The 19,922-nt window shown below is 64.0% G+C and carries 21 protein-coding genes; 12 read left to right on the forward strand and 9 right to left on the reverse strand.

Annotated features, from left to right (window positions below):
* The first annotated feature begins 10 nt into the window (after window positions 1-10).
* On the forward strand, window positions 11-139 hold the full coding sequence (locus J8I87_RS45725; RefSeq protein WP_280923094.1) for a hypothetical protein: 129 nt from the start codon (window positions 11-13) through the stop codon (window positions 137-139).
* 84 nt (window positions 140-223) lie between these two features.
* Here J8I87_RS45725 and pxpA read toward each other — a convergent pair whose 3' ends face one another.
* Genes pxpA through pxpB form a run of 3 tightly spaced genes read right to left on the reverse strand, consistent with a single transcriptional unit; the run spans window position 224 to window position 2,696 of the window.
* Window positions 224-976 (reverse strand): 5-oxoprolinase subunit PxpA, encoded by a 753-nt coding sequence (gene pxpA / locus J8I87_RS24840; protein WP_209934670.1) that lies wholly within the window; start codon window positions 974-976, stop codon window positions 224-226.
* Window positions 977-993: 17 nt separating this feature from the next.
* The gene (locus J8I87_RS24845) at window positions 994-2,046 is read right to left on the reverse strand and encodes a biotin-dependent carboxyltransferase family protein (RefSeq protein ID WP_209934671.1); all 1,053 of its coding nucleotides are present in this window, start codon (window positions 2,044-2,046) and stop codon (window positions 994-996) included.
* Entirely contained in the window at window positions 2,043-2,696 is a 654-nt protein-coding gene (pxpB, locus tag J8I87_RS24850; RefSeq protein WP_209934672.1) for a 5-oxoprolinase subunit PxpB, read from the reverse strand. The genes J8I87_RS24845 and pxpB overlap by 4 nt, the downstream gene beginning before the upstream one ends.
* A 201-nt stretch (window positions 2,697-2,897) precedes the next feature.
* Here pxpB and J8I87_RS24855 point away from each other — a divergent pair, with 201 nt between their 5' ends.
* Window positions 2,898-3,410 carry a winged helix DNA-binding protein gene (locus J8I87_RS24855; protein WP_209934673.1) on the forward strand — a complete coding sequence of 171 codons (513 nt, stop codon included), beginning with the start codon at window positions 2,898-2,900 and terminating at the stop codon, window positions 3,408-3,410.
* 28 nt (window positions 3,411-3,438) lie between these two features.
* Here the strand turns inward: J8I87_RS24855 and J8I87_RS24860 are convergent, their stop codons facing one another.
* A complete protein-coding gene (locus J8I87_RS24860; RefSeq protein ID WP_245254137.1) occupies window positions 3,439-4,041 on the reverse strand; it encodes a 5-formyltetrahydrofolate cyclo-ligase in 603 nt (200 codons plus the stop codon).
* Window positions 4,042-4,073: 32 nt separating this feature from the next.
* Here J8I87_RS24860 and J8I87_RS24865 point away from each other — a divergent pair, with 32 nt between their 5' ends.
* The 4 genes from J8I87_RS24865 (at window position 4,074) to J8I87_RS24880 (ending at window position 9,054) form a co-directional block, all read left to right on the forward strand.
* Window positions 4,074-6,047: a lytic transglycosylase domain-containing protein gene (locus J8I87_RS24865; RefSeq protein ID WP_209934675.1), complete on the forward strand. Its 1,974-nt coding sequence runs from the start codon at window positions 4,074-4,076 to the stop codon at window positions 6,045-6,047.
* Window positions 6,048-6,139: 92 nt separating this feature from the next.
* Window positions 6,140-7,096, forward strand: a complete 957-nt coding sequence (locus J8I87_RS24870; protein ID WP_209934677.1) for a complex I NDUFA9 subunit family protein — start codon at window positions 6,140-6,142, stop codon at window positions 7,094-7,096.
* A 45-nt stretch (window positions 7,097-7,141) separates the two neighbouring features.
* On the forward strand, window positions 7,142-7,789 hold the full coding sequence (locus tag J8I87_RS24875; RefSeq protein ID WP_209934679.1) for a glutathione S-transferase family protein: 648 nt from the start codon (window positions 7,142-7,144) through the stop codon (window positions 7,787-7,789).
* Window positions 7,786-9,054: a multifunctional CCA addition/repair protein gene (locus J8I87_RS24880; protein WP_209934680.1), complete on the forward strand. Its 1,269-nt coding sequence runs from the start codon at window positions 7,786-7,788 to the stop codon at window positions 9,052-9,054. Before J8I87_RS24875 ends, J8I87_RS24880 begins: the two co-directional genes overlap by 4 nt.
* 1 nt (window position 9,055) lies before the next feature.
* Here the strand turns inward: J8I87_RS24880 and J8I87_RS24885 are convergent, their stop codons facing one another.
* Both J8I87_RS24885 and J8I87_RS24890 read right to left on the reverse strand, forming a co-directional pair.
* Entirely contained in the window at window positions 9,056-9,250 is a 195-nt protein-coding gene (locus tag J8I87_RS24885; protein ID WP_209934681.1) for a DUF2905 domain-containing protein, read from the reverse strand.
* A gap of 16 nt (window positions 9,251-9,266) precedes the next feature.
* The gene (locus tag J8I87_RS24890) at window positions 9,267-10,460 is read right to left on the reverse strand and encodes a class I SAM-dependent methyltransferase (RefSeq protein WP_209934682.1); all 1,194 of its coding nucleotides are present in this window, start codon (window positions 10,458-10,460) and stop codon (window positions 9,267-9,269) included.
* Between the two features lie 13 nt (window positions 10,461-10,473).
* Between J8I87_RS24890 and J8I87_RS24895 the strand changes: the two genes are divergently transcribed.
* The 5 genes from J8I87_RS24895 to glmS all read left to right on the forward strand — a co-directional run bounded on the left by J8I87_RS24895 (window position 10,474) and on the right by glmS (window position 16,148).
* Entirely contained in the window at window positions 10,474-11,295 is an 822-nt protein-coding gene (locus J8I87_RS24895; RefSeq protein ID WP_209934684.1) for an SDR family oxidoreductase, read from the forward strand.
* An 86-nt stretch (window positions 11,296-11,381) separates the two neighbouring features.
* Window positions 11,382-11,777, forward strand: coding sequence for a dihydroneopterin aldolase (locus J8I87_RS24900; protein WP_209934685.1), 396 nt, complete (start codon window positions 11,382-11,384; stop codon window positions 11,775-11,777).
* A gap of 3 nt (window positions 11,778-11,780) precedes the next feature.
* The gene (ttcA, locus tag J8I87_RS24905) at window positions 11,781-12,785 is read left to right on the forward strand and encodes a tRNA 2-thiocytidine(32) synthetase TtcA (protein WP_209934686.1); all 1,005 of its coding nucleotides are present in this window, start codon (window positions 11,781-11,783) and stop codon (window positions 12,783-12,785) included.
* A 129-nt stretch (window positions 12,786-12,914) separates the two neighbouring features.
* Window positions 12,915-14,276 carry a bifunctional UDP-N-acetylglucosamine diphosphorylase/glucosamine-1-phosphate N-acetyltransferase GlmU gene (gene glmU, locus J8I87_RS24910; RefSeq protein ID WP_209934687.1) on the forward strand — a complete coding sequence of 454 codons (1,362 nt, stop codon included), beginning with the start codon at window positions 12,915-12,917 and terminating at the stop codon, window positions 14,274-14,276.
* Between the two features lie 54 nt (window positions 14,277-14,330).
* Window positions 14,331-16,148, forward strand: coding sequence for a glutamine--fructose-6-phosphate transaminase (isomerizing) (glmS, locus tag J8I87_RS24915; protein ID WP_209934689.1), 1,818 nt, complete (start codon window positions 14,331-14,333; stop codon window positions 16,146-16,148).
* Between the two features lie 161 nt (window positions 16,149-16,309).
* Here the strand turns inward: glmS and J8I87_RS24920 are convergent, their stop codons facing one another.
* Window positions 16,310-17,122: a class I SAM-dependent methyltransferase gene (locus J8I87_RS24920; protein WP_209934690.1), complete on the reverse strand. Its 813-nt coding sequence runs from the start codon at window positions 17,120-17,122 to the stop codon at window positions 16,310-16,312.
* A 703-nt stretch (window positions 17,123-17,825) separates the two neighbouring features.
* On the opposite strand from J8I87_RS24920, the gene J8I87_RS24925 reads away from it, so the two are divergent.
* On the forward strand, window positions 17,826-18,092 hold the full coding sequence (locus J8I87_RS24925; RefSeq protein ID WP_209934691.1) for a hypothetical protein: 267 nt from the start codon (window positions 17,826-17,828) through the stop codon (window positions 18,090-18,092).
* A 259-nt stretch (window positions 18,093-18,351) separates the two neighbouring features.
* Here the strand turns inward: J8I87_RS24925 and J8I87_RS24930 are convergent, their stop codons facing one another.
* A complete protein-coding gene (locus J8I87_RS24930) occupies window positions 18,352-18,696 on the reverse strand; it encodes a hypothetical protein (protein WP_209934692.1) in 345 nt (114 codons plus the stop codon).
* 70 nt (window positions 18,697-18,766) lie between these two features.
* Window positions 18,767-19,921 carry a Gfo/Idh/MocA family protein gene (locus J8I87_RS24935; RefSeq protein ID WP_209934693.1) on the reverse strand — a complete coding sequence of 385 codons (1,155 nt, stop codon included), beginning with the start codon at window positions 19,919-19,921 and terminating at the stop codon, window positions 18,767-18,769.
* Window position 19,922 lies beyond the last annotated feature (1 nt).

Consider the following 19,922-nt stretch of genomic DNA (forward strand, 5'->3'; position numbering starts at 1 on the left):
GACACCGCTCGTGGCGGCGAACTATCATGTTTCCAGCCTTCTCAGCCATGCGGGCCGGGATGCCCTCGTTGCCGTGCGGCTCTTCGGCGGCCGCGTGGCGCACTGCCTGTCGTTGCTGCGGGTACTGCCGAACTTCTGATGCATCAAAAATCCGTTGGCAACAGCGGGTGACGCGTTCTGGCAAACGCCCCGCGAAAGGCGGGGCGTTTTCTGTGGATTCGCTTCAGACGCGCGCCGCGCTGGCCGCGTGCACGCCGATGCCCGCTTCTTCGAGCGCTTTGCGGATGCGGCGCGCGAACGCCAGCGCATGCGGGCCGTCGCCGTGCAGGCAGATCGTCTGCGCGTTGAGGGGCACCCATTCGCCGCTCACGGCCTTCACGCGCTGCTCGCGCACCATCGCCAGCGTGCGTTCGAGCACTTCGTCTTCGTCGTCGAGCAGCGCGCCCGGCTCCTTGCGCGGCACGAGCGAGCCGTCGGCGCGATAGCCGCGGTCGGCGAACACTTCCTCGATCGCGACGAGGCCCGCGTTGCGCGCGGCCGTCACGAGCCCGCTGTTCGCGAGCGCGAACACGACGACGGAAGGATCGAAGTCGTGCACGGCCGACACAATCGCATCGGCGATCACCGGATCGCGCGCGGCCTGGTTATACAGCGCGCCGTGCGGCTTCACGTGCGCGATGCGCCCGCCCTCGGCCTGTGCAATCGCCGACAGCGCGCCGAGCTGATACAGCACGCCCGCGTAGATCTCGCCCGCGGGCAAGTCCATTTCCTTGCGGCCGAAGTTTTCCGGATCGTTGAAGCTCGGATGCGCGCCGATCGATACGCCTTTCTCGACGGCCCAGCGCACGCATTCGCGCATCGCGTTGGGTCCGCCCGCATGCCAGCCGCACGCGATGTTCGCCGAACTGACGAGATCGAGCAGCGCCTCGTCAGAGCCGCATCCTTCGCCGAGATCGGCGTTCAAATCGATTTCCATGATGTCCTCGTTGGGTGTTACACCGCTGCCGTCGCGGCGAGCCGCGCGCAGCGTTCCTCATGCATGCCGATCGCGGCATCGATCTGCCGCAGGTACTTGCGTTCTTCGATCAGCGCCCGGCGCGCCTCATACGCGGTAGTCGGAACGAAGCGCACTGCGCCGTTCAGGCGCACCTGCGCGAGCTTCCACAAGTCCGCGTGAATCACCGCGCCGATCTTCGGATAGCCGCCCGTGGTCTGCGCGTCGCTCATCAGGATGATCGGCTGGCCGTTGGGCGGCACCTGGATCGTGCCGGGCATCACCGCATGCGACAGCAGATCGGTCTTCTGCGTGCGCTTCAGTTCTGTGCCCGACAGCCGGTAGCCCATGCGATTGCTGTTCGGCGTGACGAGCCATTCTTCGTTCCAGAACGCCTTTTGCGCGTCGGCGGTGAAGCTCGCGTACTCGGGGCCGGGCAGCACGCGGATCGGCGGCGCCCACGCGACGCCCGAAGAATGACGCCCGCGCCGCACCGGTTCGTCGACGACCACGAACTTGCACCAGGCGGGCGCCTTCACGCCGAATTCGGGCGCGTCGGGCGAAAATCCCGAGCCCGTACCCGCGCGCGGCGCACCGACGGGCAGCCGGTCGCCGTCGCAGAGCGCGCGGCCGCCCAGGCCGCCGAAGCCTGCTTGCAAATCGGTGCTGCGCGAGCCGAGCATCGGCAGCACGTCGATGCCGCCCGCGATGCAAACATAGCCGCGCATGCCACGTTTCGCCGCGTTCAGCGTCAGTTCCTGCCCCGCCTTCACGGGCAGGCTCCACCACGAATAGACGGGCTTGCCGTCGAGCGTCGCGCCGAACTCGGTGCCCGTGATCGCGACGCGTGTCGCGCGCAGAAACCGCAGCACGGTCGGACCGAAGGTGATTTCGAGTCCGGCGGCATCGGGCCGGTTGCCGACCAGCCGGTTGCCGACTTCGAGCGACAGCCGGTCGAGCGCGCCGCCCATGGCGACGCCGAGATGCCGGTAGCCGTGCCGGCCGAGGTCCTGGATCGTGGTCAACAGACCCGCGCGTATCACGTCGATCATGCGTGCAGCCTCGCGATGGTAAAGCGGACGCGATCGCCCGGTTGCAGGAGAGTGGGCGGATTGCGCGACGGGTCGAACAGCTTGAGCGCCGTGCGGCCGATCAGCTGCCAGCCGCCTGGCGACGTCGCCGGATAGATGCCCGTCTGCGCGCCGCCGATGCCGACGGAGCCTGCAGGCACTTCGAGACGCGGTTCCGCGCGGCGCGGCGTGTGCAGCGCTTCGTCCAGCCCGCCCATGTACGCGAAGCCTGGCTGGAAGCCAAGAAAGAACACGACATAGTGGCCGGACGAATGCCGCTCGACGACTTCCTTCACCGACAAGCCCGTGTGCTCGGCCACGGCGTTCAGATCGGGACCGAACTCGCCGCCGTACTGGACGGGAATTTCCACTTCGCGGCCCGTGTCGGGCGCGCTGGCGGCGCTGTCCCATGCGCTCTGGAGCAGCGCAGCGAGTTGGTCGGGATCGGCCTGGAGCGGATCGAAGATCACGGTCAGATTGTTCATGCCCGGCACCACTTCGAGCACGTGCGGCCAGTCGCGCGCGGCATGCGCGGCCGCCCAGACGCGGCGCTGGCAGTCGAGCGTGGCAGGCGGCGGCGCCTCGCAGACGAGCGCGCTATCGCCGAACGGATAGATGCGGGGTTCAGTCATCGATGTCGTGGATCAGGTCGAGAAATGGCAGCTTGGACAGATCAGGCAGATTCGTCTGACGATGCCGCCCGTCGCTCGCGATAAGATAGCGTACATTCTCAATAAAATATCGACAAATTATCAATAAGCGATCTCCCCAGGCTCGCCCGGGCTCGGGGGAAGTCGTACACTCCAACCAACCATCACGCTTAGAAAAACATCATGGCGCGTCATCCGACCAAAATCGTGTCATCGGAACATTTGGTCTCCGACTTCAGTGCGGAGCTGTCCGAGCTTGAATACGGACTGATCATGGCGAGCAACGCGTTCAACCGCTGGATGGTCCGTTGCATGGCGGCGGCCGGCGACAAGGACATGACGGCGATCGAAGTCTCGCTGCTGCATCATGTGAGCCATCGCGAGCGGCGCAAGAAGATTGCCGACATCTGCTTCGTGCTGAATATCGAGGACACGCACGTCGCGACCTATGCGCTCAAGAAGCTCGTAGCTAGAGGGTATGTAAAAAGCGAAAAGATCGGCAAGGAAGTGTTCTTTTCCGCAACGCAGGCGGGGCGCGATCTATGCATGAAGTACCGCGAGGTGCGTGAGAGCTGTCTGATCGCAACGCTTAGGGAAAGCGGCCTGACCAATGAACAGATCGGAGACGCTGCACAACTGATGCGCAATGCCTCAGGTATCTACGACACGGCGGCACGCGCGGCCGCGTCGCTTTAAGACATTCAACGGAAATCCGACCGCCGCTTCACGCGGCCTGTTTTGGATACCACGCTGCATCGGTGATGATCGCGTCGAGCGGAATGTCGTGCGCTTCGCGCTGCAGCGCCTCCGTACGGCACGCTTCATACGCAACGCCTACCGTGATGGGCACTTTCCCGGCGGCGCGAAAGGTGGCGAGCGTGCGGTCGTAATAGCCGCCGCCGTAGCCGAGCCGATAGCCGTCTTCATCGAAACCGACACACGGCACGAACAGCAGATCGGGCAAGATCACTTCGCCCGAAGTCGGTTCGTGAATGCGATGGGCGCCGAGTTGCATCGGCATGTCGGGCGTCCACACATGAAACTCGAGCGGCTGGTCGCGGCCCGTGATGACGGGCAGACTCGCGCGGCGCGCGGTGCCGGGCGCGAGCCAGACCGCGATCGCCGCGCGTATGTCGAACTCGCCCGACAGCGGCCAGTACAACCCCACGCTTTGCGGCGCGTAGCGCTTCAATGCATCGAGTACGCGACGGCTCAATGCATCGTTGCCCGCCTGGTCGCGAGCCGCATGCAGACGCGCTTCCAGAAGCGTTGTACGCAGTTCCTTTTTCGATTTCGCGACGAGGTTGCATGCTATGCTTGAGTTCAATTCGCGCTCCAAAAAACGCTCCAGAAATAACGATGTCAAAACGCCTTTTCCGAGTATATCGCGCGGCTAGTCTGGCGCTTGCCGCGGCGGCACTCGTCGCATGCAGCACGGCTTCCGCCGTCAAGCCGATCCAGCTTTCCCCACTCACCAACGACGATCAGACCTTCGTGCAATTGCGCGAAGCCGCGCGCAACAACGATGCCGCGCGCGCCGCGCAACTCGCGGCGATGATTCCGGACTATCCGGCGCCTTCCTATCTGGAGTATTTCCAGTTGAAGCCGCAGTTGTTCGATGCTCAGGGTCATCCGCGCATCGACGCGGCCGACGCGCCCGCGCTGTCGTTCCTGAAGCGCTACGACGGCCAGGCGATCGCGGACCGCATGCGCAACGACTACCTCGTCGTGCTCGGCGCGCGCCACGACTGGCGCAACTTTGATGAGCAATACGCGCGCTTCGTCCTGAACGACGACACGCAGGTGAAGTGCTATGCACTCGAATCGCGCGCGGCGAAAGGCGAGAACGTTGCCGACGCGGCGCGCGCGCTGCTCGTTGAGCCGCGCTACTACGGCGACGGCTGCGTCGATCTGATCACCGCGCTCGCGATCAACCGGCAGTTCAGCGCCGACGACGTGTGGCAGCAGATCCGCGTCGCTTACGAACAGAATCAGACGAACGTCGGCGCGAAGCTCGTCGACGCGCTCGGCAACAACCGCCCCGATCCGGCGCTGTTCGATCAGGCGGCGAGCACGCCGCCGCTGTTGCTCTCGCGCGGCATCGGTCCCGATCCGCAATCGCATCAGCTCGCATTGCTCGCAATCACGCGCATGGCCCGCAACGATCCCGCGATGGCGGCCGCCACTTTCGGCTCGGTTGCGCCATCGCTGAGTTCACCCGAGCGCGCGATCGGCTGGGGCACGATTGCATATCAGGCAGCAGCGAAGCAGATGCCGGGCGCCGTCGACTGGTATCGGCTGTCGGCGAACGCGCCGCTGTCGAATCCCGCCTACGAATGGCGCACGCGCGTTGCGCTTGTCGCCGGCGACTGGACGATGGTGCGCTGGTCGATCGAGCAGATGCCGCCTTCGCTGCGCAGCCAGCCGTCGTGGGTCTACTGGCACGCGCGCGCGCTCAAGGCGGCGGGCGAGGTCGTCACGGCGAACCAGGAATTCGAATCGATCTCGCAGGGCTTCAACTTCTACGGCCAGCTTGCCGCCGAAGAACTCGGCCAGAAGATCGTCGTGCCGCCGAAGACCGCCGTTTCCGATGCCGAAGTCGAACAGGCGGGCAATACGCCCGGCTTCGCGCTTGCGCAGAAGTTCTATCAGCTGAACCTGCGCCTCGAAGGCAACCGCGAATGGAACTGGCCGCTGCGCAGCATGACCGACCGTGAACTGATCGCCGCCGCCGAGTACGCACGCCGAATCGAACTGTATGACCGGGCGGTGAACACGGCCGATCGCACGAAGAGCGAACACGACTTTTCGCTGCGTTTTCTGTCGCCGTTCCGCGATATCGTCGAGCGCGACGCGCAGTCGAACGGGCTCGACGTCGAATGGGCGTACGGTCTGATTCGCCAGGAATCGCGCTTCATCATGAACGCGCGCTCGGAAGTCGGCGCAAGCGGCCTGATGCAACTGATGCCGGGCACGGCGCAACTCGTCGCGAAGAAGATCGGCCTCGGCCCGATCTCGCGCGCGCAGATGAACGACATCAACACGAATATCCTGCTCGGGACGAACTATCTGTCGATGATCTACAATGATTTCGACGGGTCCGCCGTGCTGGCCACAGCCGGTTACAACGCAGGCCCGGGCCGTCCGCGCAACTGGCGTGCAACGTTGCCGCGCGGCGTCGAGGGTGCGATTTTCGCGGAAGCCATTCCGTTCCAGGAAACGCGCGACTACGTGAAGAACGTGTTATCCAACACCGTCTACTATGCGGCGTTGTTCGAAGGCCGTCCGCAATCGCTGAAGGCGCGTCTGGGTTATATCTCGCCCTTGCAGTAACGGTGCGCCAGGCCGCCGCCGCGTGACACGTCACGCACGCGGCGGCGCTCGAATCTCAGCCGTTGCCGCGGCTTCCATCAGGGAGTCGAAAAATGCGACATCAAACCATCGCGGTCATCGGCGGTTCCGGCTTTATCGGCAGTCATCTCGTCAACGCGCTCGTCGAACTCGGCAAGACAGTGCGCCTCGCCACCCGCAGGCGCTATAACGCGCGGCATCTCACGCTGCTTCCCATCGATGTCGTCGAAACGGATGTGTTCGATCCGATCCAGCTTGCGCGCTTCGTCGAGGGTGCGGATGCGGTGATCAATCTCGTCGGTATCCTGCATGGCCATCGCGGCGATCCTTATGGCCCGGAGTTCGCGAAGGCGCATGTCGAACTGCCGACCAAAATCGTCTCCGCATGCGAAGGCAAGGGCGTGCATCGGCTGATCCATATCAGCGCGATCGGCGCCGACACGCGCGGGCCCAGCATGTATCTGCGCTCGAAGGGCGACGGCGAGCGCGCGGTGCATGCGTCGTCGATGCTTGCGTCGACGATCTTTCGCCCGTCTGTCGTGTTCGGCCCCGAAGATCAACTGCTCAACAAGTTCGCTTTCCTGCAGCGCATGTTCCCCGTGATTCCACTCGCGAAGGCCAACGCGCGCTTTCAGCCGATCTTCGTCGGCGATGTCGCGAAGGCGATCGTCAACGTGCTCGATCTCGACGCGTCGACGGGACGCACATATGAGCTCGGCGGTCCTTCCGTCTACACGCTCGAGGCGCTCGTCGACTACTGCGGCGAAGTGATCGGCAAGCACGCGCGCATCATCCGGCTGCCGGATTCGCTGGCGCGGCTGCAGGCGCTGTCGTTCGAGCTGGCGCCCGGCGAACCCGTGCTGTCGCGCGACAATCTCGACTCGATGAAAATCGACGCCGTGCTGAGCGCGCCGCTCGCGCCCGAACTCGATATCGAGCCGGCCAGCATTGAAACGATCGCACCCCTGTATCTGACGGGCTCGTCGTTCCGCTCGCGCTTCAACGCGTTCCGCGCGAGCGCGGGCCGTTAAACTGCGTCGTTCAACCGTTCAGTTCAATCCACTTTCTGGCGAAGCATGAAACTCGTTATCGGTGACAAGAACTATTCGTCGTGGTCGATGCGGCCGTGGCTCGTGCTGAAACACTTCGGCATCGCATTCGAAGAGACCGTGATTCCGCTGGCCGAGGAAGAGACCAAGGCGTCGATCCTCGCGCATTCGCCTTCGGGCAAACTGCCGTGCCTGTTGACGGGTGACGGCGTCACCGTCTGGGATTCGCTCGCGATCTGCGAGACGCTCGCTGAGCGCTATCCGCAGCATCCGATGTGGCCGCGCGACGCCGCCGCGCGTGGCCACGCGCGCAGCATCAGCGCCGAGATGCATTCGGGCTTCGGCGATCTGCGCAACAACATGTGGATGAACATTCGCGCGTCGTTTCCGGGCAAGGGCGCGACGCCGGAGACGCTCGCCGACGTCGCGCGCATCGACGCGATGTGGAGCAGCTGTCTGGAAAAATATGGCGGCCCGTTTTTGTTCGGCGAGTTCGGCATTGCCGATGCGATGTACGCACCTGTCGTGATGCGGTTCAACACGTGGCAACCGAAGCTGTCGGAAGCGGCCGCCGCCTACGCGCGCCGCGTGACGGAGGAACCCGCCGTCGCCGCGTGGATCAGCGATGCGTTGCGCGAAGCGCACGTCATAGCCAAGTACGACGTCTGCGCATGAATATCTACGCAGTAGGCGGCGCGATCCGCGATGAGCTGCTAGGCATGCCTGTGCAGGATCGCGACTACGTGGTGGTCGGCGCGACGCCCGAGCAGATGACCGCAAAGGGCTTTCGTGCCGTCGGCAAGGATTTCCCTGTGTTCCTGCATCCCGACACGCACGAGGAATACGCGCTCGCGCGTACCGAGCGCAAGACGTCGGCGGGCTATCACGGCTTCCAGTTTTTCTACGCGCCCGACGTTACGCTCGAAGAAGATCTCGCGCGGCGCGATCTCACGATCAACGCGATGGCGCGCGAAGTGACGCCCGACGGTGAACTGATCGGCCCGGTGATCGATCCGTTCGACGGTCAGGCCGATCTGAAGAGCCGCGTGTTCCGGCATGTCAGCGACGCGTTTCTCGAAGACCCCGTGCGCATTCTGCGCGTCGCGCGTTTTTCGGCGCGCTTCACCGATTTCACCGTCGCGCCCGAGACGATGGAGATGATGCGCAAGATGGTCGAAGCGGGCGAAGTGGATGCGCTCGTGCCCGAGCGCGTGTGGCAGGAAGTGTCGCGCGGCCTGATGGAAAAGAAGCCGTCGCGGATGTTCGAGGTGCTGCGCGAATGCGGCGCGCTCGCGCGCATCCTGCCTGAAATCGACGCGCTCTACGGCGTGCCGCAACGGGCCGACTATCACCCGGAAGTCGATACGGGCGTGCACGTGATGATGGTCGTCGATCACGCCGCCGCGCAGAACTACGCGCTAGCGGTGCGCTTTGCCGCGCTCACGCACGATCTCGGCAAGGCAACCACGCCAGAGCACGTGTTGCCGCGTCACATCGGTCACGAAGGGCGCAGCATCGATCTGCTCAAGCCTTTGTGCGAACGTCTGCGGGTGCCGAACGAATGCCGCGACCTCGCGTTGCTGGTGGCGCGCGAGCACGGCAATATTCATCGCGTGATGGAGACGAAAGCGGCGGGGCTCGTGCGGCTGTTCGAGCGTTGCGACGCGTTGCGCAAGCCCGCGCGTTTCGCCGAAGCGCTCCAGGCGTGCGAAGCCGACGCGCGCGGCCGTCTCGGCTTCGAGGCAGCGGCTTATCCGCAGGCGGAACGTCTGCGCAAGGCGCTCGTCGCGGCGCGCGCCGTCGATGCCGGCGCCGTCGCGCAGGCGTATGCGGACAACCCCGCGAAGATCAAGGACGTCGTGCATCGCGAACGGGTGCGCGCGGTCGCGCAAGCACTGGGCGAGGGGGCTTCGGAAGACGAAGCTTCGAAAGACGAATGAGCTAAAGCAGCCGCGCAATCAGCGACAACAGTATCGACAGCACCAGCGTCGACATGAACGGAAACGGATACTCTTTCCCGAACAGCCGCAGCGTCACATCGCCCGGCATCCTGCCGATGCCGAGCTTGCGCAGCCACGGCCAGCACGCCGACAGCACGGCCACTGCGACAAACGTGGTGAGCAGCCAGCGGATCATCCTGTGTGCCTCGAACTCAGAGCGTATGTGAACGGTCGCCGCGCGCGAACGCGTCGAGCGTGGCGTCGATGCCGCGCGAAAACGCGATCACCTTGAACAATTCGCCCATCTCCGCCTCGGACAACAGCTTTTGCACGGCGTTTGCGGCGGGCAGGAAGTTGGGAATGTCGGACGGGTCGATGGCGCTCAACGCTTCCGTGATGCCCGAATTCATCAGAAAACGCGCCTGTGACGTGTAACCGAGCAGATCCGCGCCCGTATCGACGCCTGCTTCGGCGATGCCCGTGAATTCGACGTGCGCGGTGATGTCCTGCAGGCCGGGGTAGAGAAACGGATCGCCGTGCGCGCGGTGCCGGTAGTGGCACATCAGCGTGCCTTGCACGCGCTGCGCGTGATAGTACTCGTGACGCGGAAAGCCGTAGTCGACCAGAAACACCGCGCCGCGTGCGAGCATCATGCAGACGGTGCGCGTGAAGGCGAGCGCGGCCTCGTGCGTTTCCGTCACATAAGCGCCCGTGCCGTCGATCTCCAGATCGCGCAGGAACGCGGCGTCGTGCGTCGACTGAACGGCGCGGTCCTCGAAATGCAGCGCGCCGTCCCTCAGCGCGACGCCGCGTTCGTGCCATACGCCGCCGTCGAGCGCGAAAAGCCGCACGGGCATCGCGTCGAGCACTTCGTTGCCGATCACCACGCCTTCGAACTGCTCGGGCAACGCGTCGAGCCAGCGCACGCGCGCGGCCATCCCGGGCGCGTGCGCTTCGATCGTCTCGCGCTGACGTTCGCGCAGCTCGCCCGACAGATCGACGATCGAATACGTCTCCAACGGCGCGCCCAGCTCGTGCAACGCGTTGAGCACGCCCGACGCCAGCTTGCCCGTGCCCGCGCCGAACTCCATCACGTGGCGCGTGCCGCTCGCTTCCAGTGCCTGCGCGACCGGCCGTGCGAGCGTCGCGGCGAAAAGCGGCGACAGCTCGGGGGCCGTCACGAAGTCGCTGCCATCCTCCGCGCGGCGGCCGAACTTGACGGCGCCGCCGCTGTAATAGCCCAGTCCCGGCGTGTACAGCGCGCGCTCCATGTAGCGATCGAACGGCATCCAGCCGCCGTCCGCTTCGATCGCCGCGCGGATCTGCGCAACGAGGGCTTCCGACTGCGCGAGCGCGGTCGGGCCGGGAGCAGGTAAACTATCGGGTTGGTGAGCTTTTGGATTCATTCCTGCATTGTAAATGAGCGCCTCGAACGACACTTCCGCCGCCAACGCCCGTCCTCCCCGCGTCGTCCTCGTCACAGGCGCGTCGCACCGGATCGGCCGCGGGCTGGCCGTCGGCTTCGCGGCTGCGGGCTGGGACGTGGCGGTGCATTACGGCTCGTCGAGGGCAAAAGCCGACGAGGTGGTCGCGGAAATCTCCGCGCTCGGGCGGCGCGCGGTGGCGCTGGGCGCGGATCTGTCCGTCGAGGCGGAAGTCGAGCGGCTCGTGCCGGACTGCACGGCGGCGCTCGGGCGTCCGTCGTGCATCGTCAACAATGCGTCGCTGTTCGACGAGGACACCGCGCTCGACGTCGGCTACACGAAGCTGCTGCATCTGACGTCGATCAACGTCGGCGCGCCGCTCGTGCTTGCGCGGATGCTGCACGAAATCACGCCGGAGGCGGCGCGGCACGACGAATCGCTGCGCACCGCGGTGATCAACGTGCTCGATCAGAAGCTGTACAACATGAATCCGGATTACCTGTCGTATACGCTGTCGAAGGCCGCGCTCGGAACCGCGACTGTCGCGCTCGCGCAGGCGCTTGCGCCGAAGGTGCGCGTCGTCGGCCTCGCGCCCGGCCTCACGCTGCAATCCGGCGATCAGACGCCGGAAAGCTTCGCGGCCGCGCACAAGGTAACGCCGCTGGGCCGGGCGTCGCGCATCGAGGATCTCGTCGCGGCGGCGCTGTACCTCGCGGATGCGCGCGGCGTCACGGGTACGACGCTGGTCGTCGATGGCGGCCAGCATCTCGTGCCGCTGCCGCGCGACGTGATGTTTTTGACGGGCGCCGATCGCTGATCAACGTGCCTGGCGGCGCGCCGGAAAGCGCGCTCAATTTGCAACTGCGTGCGTGTTCGCACGCGCCCTTTTGTACTGGAACGAACATGTCTGCCGTCCTGCTTCATCCCCGGCTCGCCGATTGCCGCCGGCTCTTTCTGCGCAACTACGAGGTGCACATCAACATCGGCGTGCACGATTTCGAAAAGCGCGGCGAGCAGCGCGTGGTGATCAACGTCGAACTGTTCGTGCCGCTCGCGTTGTCCACGCCCGTCGAAGACAAGCTGCGCGAAGTCGTCGATTACGACTTCATGCGCTCGACCATCGCGCAGCGCGTGAGCCAAGGGCATATCCATCTGCAGGAAACGCTCTGCGACGATCTCGCGAAGGCGTTGCTCGCGCATCCGCAAGTGCGCGGCGTGCGCCTGTCGACGGAAAAGCCCGATGTTTATCCGGACTGCGACGCCGTGGGCGTCGAAGTCTTCCATGTCAAAGAGGACTGAGCGATGAACGCTCCCGAAACCCTGACGGGCCTCGAAGCGAACGCGCCCGATACCGAAGCCGAAACGGAAGCCGCCGGGCGCAAGCGTGCGCTGACGCGTCGCGAGCAAAAAGAAGCGTACGAGAACAACAAACTGTTCAAGCGGCTTGCGCGCCAGGTCGGCGAGGCGATCGGCAACTACAACATGATCGAGCACGGCGACAAGGTGATGGTGTGCCTGTCGGGCGGCAAGGACAGCTACGCGATGCTGGACATCCTGATGCGCCTGCGCGAGCGCGCGCCGATCGACTTCGATCTCGTCGCCGTGAACCTCGACCAGAAGCAGCCGGGCTTTCCCGAGCATGTGCTGCCCGAGTATCTGGGCAAGCTCGATATTCCGTTCCATATCGAGAACCAGGACACGTACAGCATCGTCAAGCGCCTCGTGCCCGAGGGCAAGACGACGTGCTCGCTGTGCTCGCGTCTGCGGCGCGGCATCCTGTACCGCGTGGCGGGCGAACTCGGCGCGACCAAGATCGCGCTCGGCCACCATCGCGACGACATCCTGCAGACGCTGCTGCTGAACCTGTTCTACGGCGGCAAGCTGAAGGGCATGCCGCCCAAGCTGCAATCGGACGACGGCAAGAACGTCGTGATCCGTCCGCTCGCGTACGTGAAGGAAACGGATCTCGAGAAATACGCGGAGATGCGCGAATTCCCGATCATTCCGTGCAACCTGTGCGGCAGCCAGCCCAACTTGAAGCGCGCCGAAATGAAGGCGCTGATCCGCGAATGGGACAAGCGCTTCCCGGGCCGCGTGGACAATATGTTCAACGCGCTGTCGAATGTCGTGCCGTCGCATCTGATGGATCACACGCTGTTTCCGTTCGCGGGTTTGCGCGCAACGGGCGAAGCCGATCCGCAAGGCGATATCGCGTTCGACGAGGAGCCGTGTTCCACCGATTCCGCAGCCGACGGGACACAGCCGCCGTCGCAGACGATTTCATTCGTGCAGTTTGACGATCTCTAACCTTTCCGGTCGCGCAAATGCCTTTGATAACAGGCATTTGCGCGGTATTGTCGGTGTGGTGGACAACATGGCGGCCGCGGGCCGCGTGCTAGAATCGCCCACTCCAAACTCGTCAAATACGCCCACGTCATGAACATCGTGATTCTGGCGGCAGGCACCGGCAAGCGCATGCGCTCCGCGCTGCCGAAGGTGCTTCATCCCCTGGCCGGTCGGCCGCTTCTCGCGCATGTGATCGACACTGCACGCACGCTCAATCCGACGCGTCTGGTCGTCGTGATCGGTCATGGCGCGGAACAGGTGCGCGCGGCCGTCGCGGCACCCGATGTGCAATTCGCGCTGCAGGAACAGCAGCTCGGCACGGGACATGCGGTGCAGCAGGCGTTGCCGCTGCTCGATCCGTCGGCGCCGACGCTCGTCCTGTACGGCGATGTGCCGCTCACGAAAGCGGGCACGCTCAGGCGTCTCACCGATAGCGCGGGCAACGACGGCTACGGCGTGCTGACCGTGAAGCTCGACGATCCCACGGGCTATGGCCGCATCGTGCGCGATGCGCAAGGCAAGGTGGCGTGCATCGTCGAGCAGAAGGATGCGACGCCGGAACAGCAGAAGATCGCCGAGATCAACACGGGCATCGTCGTGATGCCGACGAAGCGGCTGGATGGCTGGCTTTCGTCGCTTAAGAACGACAATGCGCAGGGCGAGTTCTATCTGACGGACGTGGTCGAACTTGCGATTGAAGCGGATATCGACGTCGTCACCGCGCAGCCGGACGAAGAGTGGGAAACGCTCGGCGTCAACAGCAAGCAGCAGCTTGCCGAACTCGAGCGGGTCCATCAGCGCAACGTCGCCGATGAAATGCTCGTCGCGGGCGTGACGATCGCGGACCCGGCGCGCATCGACGTGCGCGGCACGCTCGAATGCGGCCGCGATGTGTCGATCGACGTGAACTGCGTGTTCGAAGGCAAGGTCACGCTGGCCGACAACGTGTCGATCGGTCCGAACTGCGTGATCCGCAATGCGACGATCGGCGCGGGCACGCGGGTCGATGCGTTCACGCATATCGAAGGCGCGCGGATCGGCGCGCAAGCCGTGCTCGGTCCGTACGCGCGTTTGCGTCCGGGCGCGACGCTGTCGGACGAGACGCACATTGGCAACTTCGTTGAAGTGAAGAACGCGGTGCTCGGCCATGGCTCGAAGGCCAATCACCTGTCGTATATCGGCGATTCGGATGTCGGCGCGCGCGTGAATATCGGCGCGGGCACGATCACCTGCAACTACGACGGAGCGAACAAGTTCCGCACGGTGATCGAAGACGATGTGTTCGTCGGCTCGGATACGCAACTGGTGGCGCCCGTGCGCGTCGGCCGCGGCGTGACGATCGCGGCGGGCACGACGGTCTGGAAGGATGTGGAAGAGGGCATGCTCGTACTGAACGAGAAGACCCAGGTGGGCAAGACGGGCTACGTGCGCCCGACCAAAAAGAAAGGCTGAAGCGAGCCGCGCGTGCGGCGCTTCGGACCTTAACTCTGCAAAGGATCATTGATTATGTGCGGCATTGTCGGCGCAGTAGCGCAGCGAAATATCGTTTCCGTTTTGATCGAAGGACTGCGCCGCCTCGAATATCGCGGCTATGACTCGTGCGGCGTCGCCGTGCTCGCGAACGGCGAGCCGAAGCGCGCGCGCAGCGTCGCACGCGTCGCCGATCTCGACGACCAGGTGCGTGAGACGCATCTCGAAGGCGCCACGGGAATCGCGCATACGCGCTGGGCAACGCACGGCGCGCCCGTCACCGATAACGCGCATCCGATTTTCTCGCGCGACGAACTCGCGCTCGTGCACAACGGCATCATCGAGAACTACGAATCGCTGCGCGAGATGCTGCGCGGCAAGGGCTACGCGTTCGTCTCACAGACCGACACGGAAGTGATCGCGCATCTGATCCACAGCCTCTATCGCGGCGACCTGTTCGCGGCCGTGCGCGAAGCGACGCAACAGTTGCATGGCGCCTATGCGATCGCCGTGCTGCACAAGGACCAGCCGCATACGGTGGTGGGCGCGCGCCAGGGGTCGCCGCTCGTCGTCGGCCTGGGGCAGGGCGAGAACTTCCTCGCTTCCGATGCGCTCGCGCTGGCGGGCAGCACCGAGCGCTTCATCTTCCTCGAAGAAGGCGACGTCTGCGAACTGACGCTGGAGAATGTCCGCGTGTTCGACCGCGAGGGCAAGCCCGCCGAGCGCGAAGTGCGTCAGGTGGCGGCATATGGCGGCGCTGTCGAGCTTGGACCGTATCGTCATTTCATGCAGAAGGAAATCTTCGAGCAGCCGCGCGCGATCACCGACACGATCCCGCAAAGCGATTCATTCGATGCGTCGCTGTTCGGCGAAGGCGCTGAGAAGGCGTTTTCGGAGATCGACAATCTGCTGATTCTCGCGTGCGGCACGAGCTATTACTCGGGCCTCACGGCAAAGTACTGGCTCGAATCGATCGCGAAGATTCCGACGCAGGTCGAGATCGCGAGCGAATACCGCTATCGCGACTCGGTGCCGAATCCCAAGTCGCTCGTCGTCGTGATTTCGCAATCGGGTGAAACAGCCGATACGATCGCGGCGTTGAAGCATGCACAAGCGCTGGGCCACAAGCACACGCTGTCGGTTTGCAACGTCGGCACGAGCGCGATGGTCCGCATGACGGAGTTGTCGTTTCTCACGCACGCGGGCCGCGAAATCGGCGTCGCGTCGACGAAGGCCTTCACGACGCAACTGGTCGCGCTGTTCGTGCTTGCCGCGACGCTCGGCAAGATGCGCGGTCATTTGAGCGCCGCGCAGGAAGCGGACTCGATCCGGCAACTGCGTCACCTGCCCGCGGCGCTCAATAGCGTGCTGGCGCTGGAGCCGCAGATCATCGCGTGGTCGGAAGAGTTCTCGCGCAAGGAAAACGCGCTGTTCCTCGGGCGCGGCATGCACTATCCGATCGCGCTGGAAGGCGCGCTCAAGCTGAAGGAAATCTCGTACATCCACGCCGAGGCCTATCCGGCTGGCGAACTGAAGCACGGGCCCCTCGCGCTGGTGACGGAGGCGATGCCCGTGGTGACGGTCGCGCCGAACGACGCGCTGCTCGAAAAGCTCAAGTCGAACATTCAGGAAGTGCGCGCGCGCGGCGGCCAGCTGTATGTGTTCGCTGACGCCGACACGAAGATCGTCAACGACGAAGGGCTGCACGTGATCCGCATGCCGGAGCACTATGGTCTGCTGTCGCCCATCCTGCACGTCGTACCGCTGCAATTGCTCGCGTATCACACGGCTTGCGCACGCGGGACGGACGTCGACAAGCCGCGCAATCTCGCGAAGTCGGTAACGGTGGAGTAAGGCTGCTCGCGGTGCGGCGGGTCGTCGTCGATTCGTCGTCGATTCGTCGTCGATTCGTCGTCGATTCGTCGTCGGTTGATCGTGTTAATCGTGATTGACTCGCCGCTTACCGCAGGCCAATACCCCGTGCTCGCGATGAGCCGCACCCACCGCGCAGACAATCAAGGTTTTCTCGCGTAGGCAAGCACACACGGCATCGGCATGCGCACCTCGCCGGCCGTCGCATACTGCGCAGCCCCTTCCGATATCGCTTTTGCGATGCCCGCCAACTCCTCCGGCGTCTGTGCGTTCAGTATCGCCGATATGCGCACGCCTCCGCGCAGCGCCATCTCGAACAGCGCGTTCGGAGAGGCGATACGCAGAGTCTGGCCGACCTCCTGAACATGCGGCTCGCGAAAGCCGGCTGCCGCCAGGACCCGCTCGCATTCCTGCCAGTCGCTGAACCTGAAGAACGGCGGTCCGGCCGGTAGCTGAACGTCCATACGGCCATGCATTTCGATCGCCTTGAGCACGATCCCAAAGCCGACGGTCTTGTCGGGTGTCGCCCATACCGTGAAGCCGACGCGGCCGCCGGGCGCGAGCACCCGAAACGCTTCCTCTAGCGCCTTCTCGGGATTCGAGAAATGCAGCATCCCGAAGCTGATGCCGACGGCATCGACGCTTTCATCGGGAAACGGCAAGTCTTCGGCGCTGCCGATACGAAACGTCAGCGCAGGGTAGATGCGCCTCGCCTGATCGACCATCGAATCGGCGAAGTCGACGCCGACGGCATCGGCGCCGCGGTTCGCAGCCGCCGCGGCGAGATAGCCCGGACCCGAAGCGACGTCGAGGAAACGCACGCCACGACGCACTTCCAGCGCATCGAGCAACGCGCCGTGCGATTGAATGGTCAGATTGCCGAAATACGTGTGATAAGGCTGCGCGACCCTTTCCCAACCTCGATGTTCGAATGCGCCGAATGCGGTTTCTTCCATGTGGTCTCCCCCAAGTACTGCAGGCCGGTACGGAACCTTGTTTGTCGTTGACGAGGCCATGTGCGGGCACACCCACCGCAACGGCTTCGCACATCATTTCCGTTATAGGCTTCCGGCGCAAGAGGTCAACGCGCATTCTTCGCAAGCGCGGCGCGCGGTTCGCCTACACATCCAGATGTCCACACGATGCTCTGGACAACATGGGGACATCGCGGAGGCGATTGCTGTGGGCAGATTCTGGGTAAACAGGCCGCGGGCTCAAACGCGGGAAAAGTTATTCAGGCTTGACGCGATCGGTCCCACGTTTATGCGCAAGGGTATCCGTTTGGCAATCCGTTGAGCGCAAAGCAGATTCGGCGTTTGTCCACAGAAACTCGCAGTGCTTGTTAACTGCTACTACGTATACGTATTCATCAACTAAAAAACAGTAAGCAACGCGGATGCTTCGCGTGCCAACGCGGCAGCGCAGGGCGTTTGCCTTTTCATCGGACATCGCATGTGCGGAGGAACCGGACGGATCAACGACGGCTGTCGGGCACGAGCCAACACTTGTTCGCGCCGATTGAACCGGTAGCGGCGATGTGAAGGCCACGACCGCCGCGCAGCGGGCTTCACCGGCGACGATGGCCATACGGGCATACACATTGCTTTTTAGTGCGCGGCGCCACTAAGCGGCGAAACAGACTACACACCGGAGGCAATCGTGCTGGCAACAAAATCGTGTACTGCGACATGTGTCATCGATGGGATCGCGGTCACGCTGACCTTCTTTCCCGACACCGAAATTTTGCGCATCACCGACAGCACGGGCAGCCGTCTTCGTGAGACGCGCTGGTGCGCCTCGTGGCAGAGCCTCGTCGCGACGTTTCGCGAACTCAGTGAAACGCCCGTAGAAGACCGCGCCGATCCGGACGTGCTGTTCGGCAGCCCTGTTCGTCCGCATCTGACGAGCGCGGGCTTCGCGAGCTGACTGTGTCGAGCGACGTTGGGTTCCCGTCGACAAACCGGCGAACTGCGCGGCGAATCGCCCTCGCTTCCGCCAATTGAATGCACGTGCCCGCTCGTATACTTCTTTCCATGGAGCGACGAATCAACGAGCCCATCGACGCGGTTCCCCTCCGCGTTGCGCATGACCGTAGGTTGCTGGCAGTCGTAGTTTGCAGTAACGGAAGCATGAGCAGTCGTAGTCCTGGCAGTCGCAGTGCACGCGGTATCGGAGAGTAGTCGGATCAGCAGTTTGAAGTTCTCGTTGCAGCAGTAGTAGCAGTAGCAGTCGCGGTAGCGGCAGTCGTCTTCGCAGTTGCAGTACCAGCAGTCGTCTTCGCAGATGCAGTTGTTTTGGCAGCAGTGGCAGTCGTCTTCGCAATAGCAATAGCAATAGCAATAGCAATAGCAATAGCAATAGCAATAGCAGTAACGACCAATCGATTTACCAATTTGACAAATGCAGTCGGGGTTAGCAGCAAGGAGTAGGCGCGGGGCCAATCGAAGCGAAAAGAAGTCACACCAATAACAAGCTTCATGTGATGAGAAGCAATCGGCAAGCATCCACGCGCCTGTTCGATATGACTCATCCACCGAGCCCTGTTCCCCCGCGGAACAGGGCTCATTTTTTTCGTGCAGCGAGCGCTTTACGCGAGATCGCTACACGCGTTCGACGTCCTGCCAGCCGCCCGTCGCCATGCTCTTCACCGACGCCGCGACGAACGCGAGTCCCTTCACGCCATCGAGCACGCCCGGAAACAGCGTTGGGCTGTCTTCTGCGGCGCGGTCATCGATACGCCCCGCAACCCGCCCGGCAAACTCCGAGTAAAGATTCGCGAACGCTTCCAGATAACCTTCGGGATGGCCGATCGCGATGCGCGTCGAACGTTGCGCGCCTTCGCTCATCGTCGGACCGAGGCGGCGCGTGATGATCTGCTCGAACGCATCCTGCCGGCGATGAACCAGCCGGTTCGGTTCTTCCTGATGCCATTCGAGCCCGCCTTTGTCGCCGTGAATGCGAAAGCTCAAGCCGTGCTCGGAACCCGCCGCCGCATTCGTCACCCACAGCGAACCACGCGCGCCATTTTCATAGCGCAACAGCGCCGAAACGTAATCGTCGATGGTGCGGCCCGGAATCGCCGAGCCGACATCCGCGCACACGCGCGTGGCATCGAGCCCGGTGACGAACGCGCCCAGATGAAACGCATGCGTGCCGATATCCATCAGCACGAGCGAACTGCCGGCGCGCCCCGCTTGCGTGCGCCAGCCGCCCGGCAGTTCGCGACCCGCCAGATAGCTCTGCACGTATTGCAGATGCACCTGGCGTATCTCGCCGAGCTCGCCGGCGCGGACCATGTCACGCGCCTGGCGCACCATCGGAAAGCCGGAGTAGCAATACGTCACACAGAACTCCGCGTTCGCGGCCCGCACGGCCGCGGCGATGTCGCGCGCCTGTGCGAGATCGTTGGCAAGCGGCTTGTCGCAGATCACGTGAAAGCCGAGTTCGAGCGCCAGCATGCAGATCGCGTGATGCGAGTCGTTGGGTGTCATCACCGCGACTGCATCGACGCGGTCGGGCCGCGCCGCTTCCGCGTCGAGCATCTGCTGCCACGACGCATAGGCGCGCTCGCTCGCTATTCCGAGGTCGAGCGCCGCCTGGCGCGCGCGCTGCGGATCGGAGGACAGCGCGGCCGCGACGATGTCATAGCGGCCATCCAGCCGAGCCGCGATACGGTGCGTTTCACCGATGATTGAACCCGGACCGCCTCCGATCAGGCCAAGGCGGATGCGCCTGCCGATTGTGTTTGTCGTCATG

It is taken from the genome of Paraburkholderia sp. LEh10, assembly GCF_017814945.1.
Classification (GTDB): domain Bacteria; phylum Pseudomonadota; class Gammaproteobacteria; order Burkholderiales; family Burkholderiaceae; genus Paraburkholderia.

Excerpts from the sequence above, each read along its gene's own strand:
- pxpA (WP_209934670.1), bottom strand. The coding sequence starts at position 976 with ATGGAAATCGATTTGAACGCCGATCTCGGCGAAGGATGCGGCTCTGAC.
- J8I87_RS24845 (WP_209934671.1), bottom strand. The coding sequence starts at position 2,046 with ATGATCGACGTGATACGCGCGGGTCTGTTGACCACGATCCAGGACCTC.
- pxpB (WP_209934672.1), bottom strand. The coding sequence starts at position 2,696 with ATGACTGAACCCCGCATCTATCCGTTCGGCGATAGCGCGCTCGTCTGC.
- J8I87_RS24855 (WP_209934673.1), top strand. The coding sequence starts at position 2,898 with ATGGCGCGTCATCCGACCAAAATCGTGTCATCGGAACATTTGGTCTCC.
- J8I87_RS24865 (WP_209934675.1), top strand. The coding sequence starts at position 4,074 with ATGTCAAAACGCCTTTTCCGAGTATATCGCGCGGCTAGTCTGGCGCTT.
- J8I87_RS24870 (WP_209934677.1), top strand. The coding sequence starts at position 6,140 with ATGCGACATCAAACCATCGCGGTCATCGGCGGTTCCGGCTTTATCGGC.
- J8I87_RS24875 (WP_209934679.1), top strand. The coding sequence starts at position 7,142 with ATGAAACTCGTTATCGGTGACAAGAACTATTCGTCGTGGTCGATGCGG.
- J8I87_RS24880 (WP_209934680.1), top strand. The coding sequence starts at position 7,786 with ATGAATATCTACGCAGTAGGCGGCGCGATCCGCGATGAGCTGCTAGGC.
- J8I87_RS24885 (WP_209934681.1), bottom strand. The coding sequence starts at position 9,250 with ATGATCCGCTGGCTGCTCACCACGTTTGTCGCAGTGGCCGTGCTGTCG.
- J8I87_RS24890 (WP_209934682.1), bottom strand. The coding sequence starts at position 10,460 with ATGAATCCAAAAGCTCACCAACCCGATAGTTTACCTGCTCCCGGCCCG.
- J8I87_RS24895 (WP_209934684.1), top strand. The coding sequence starts at position 10,474 with ATGAGCGCCTCGAACGACACTTCCGCCGCCAACGCCCGTCCTCCCCGC.
- J8I87_RS24900 (WP_209934685.1), top strand. The coding sequence starts at position 11,382 with ATGTCTGCCGTCCTGCTTCATCCCCGGCTCGCCGATTGCCGCCGGCTC.
- ttcA (WP_209934686.1), top strand. The coding sequence starts at position 11,781 with ATGAACGCTCCCGAAACCCTGACGGGCCTCGAAGCGAACGCGCCCGAT.
- glmU (WP_209934687.1), top strand. The coding sequence starts at position 12,915 with ATGAACATCGTGATTCTGGCGGCAGGCACCGGCAAGCGCATGCGCTCC.
- glmS (WP_209934689.1), top strand. The coding sequence starts at position 14,331 with ATGTGCGGCATTGTCGGCGCAGTAGCGCAGCGAAATATCGTTTCCGTT.
- J8I87_RS24920 (WP_209934690.1), bottom strand. The coding sequence starts at position 17,122 with ATGGAAGAAACCGCATTCGGCGCATTCGAACATCGAGGTTGGGAAAGG.
- J8I87_RS24930 (WP_209934692.1), bottom strand. The coding sequence starts at position 18,696 with ATGAGTCATATCGAACAGGCGCGTGGATGCTTGCCGATTGCTTCTCAT.
- J8I87_RS24935 (WP_209934693.1), bottom strand. The coding sequence starts at position 19,921 with ATGACGACAAACACAATCGGCAGGCGCATCCGCCTTGGCCTGATCGGA.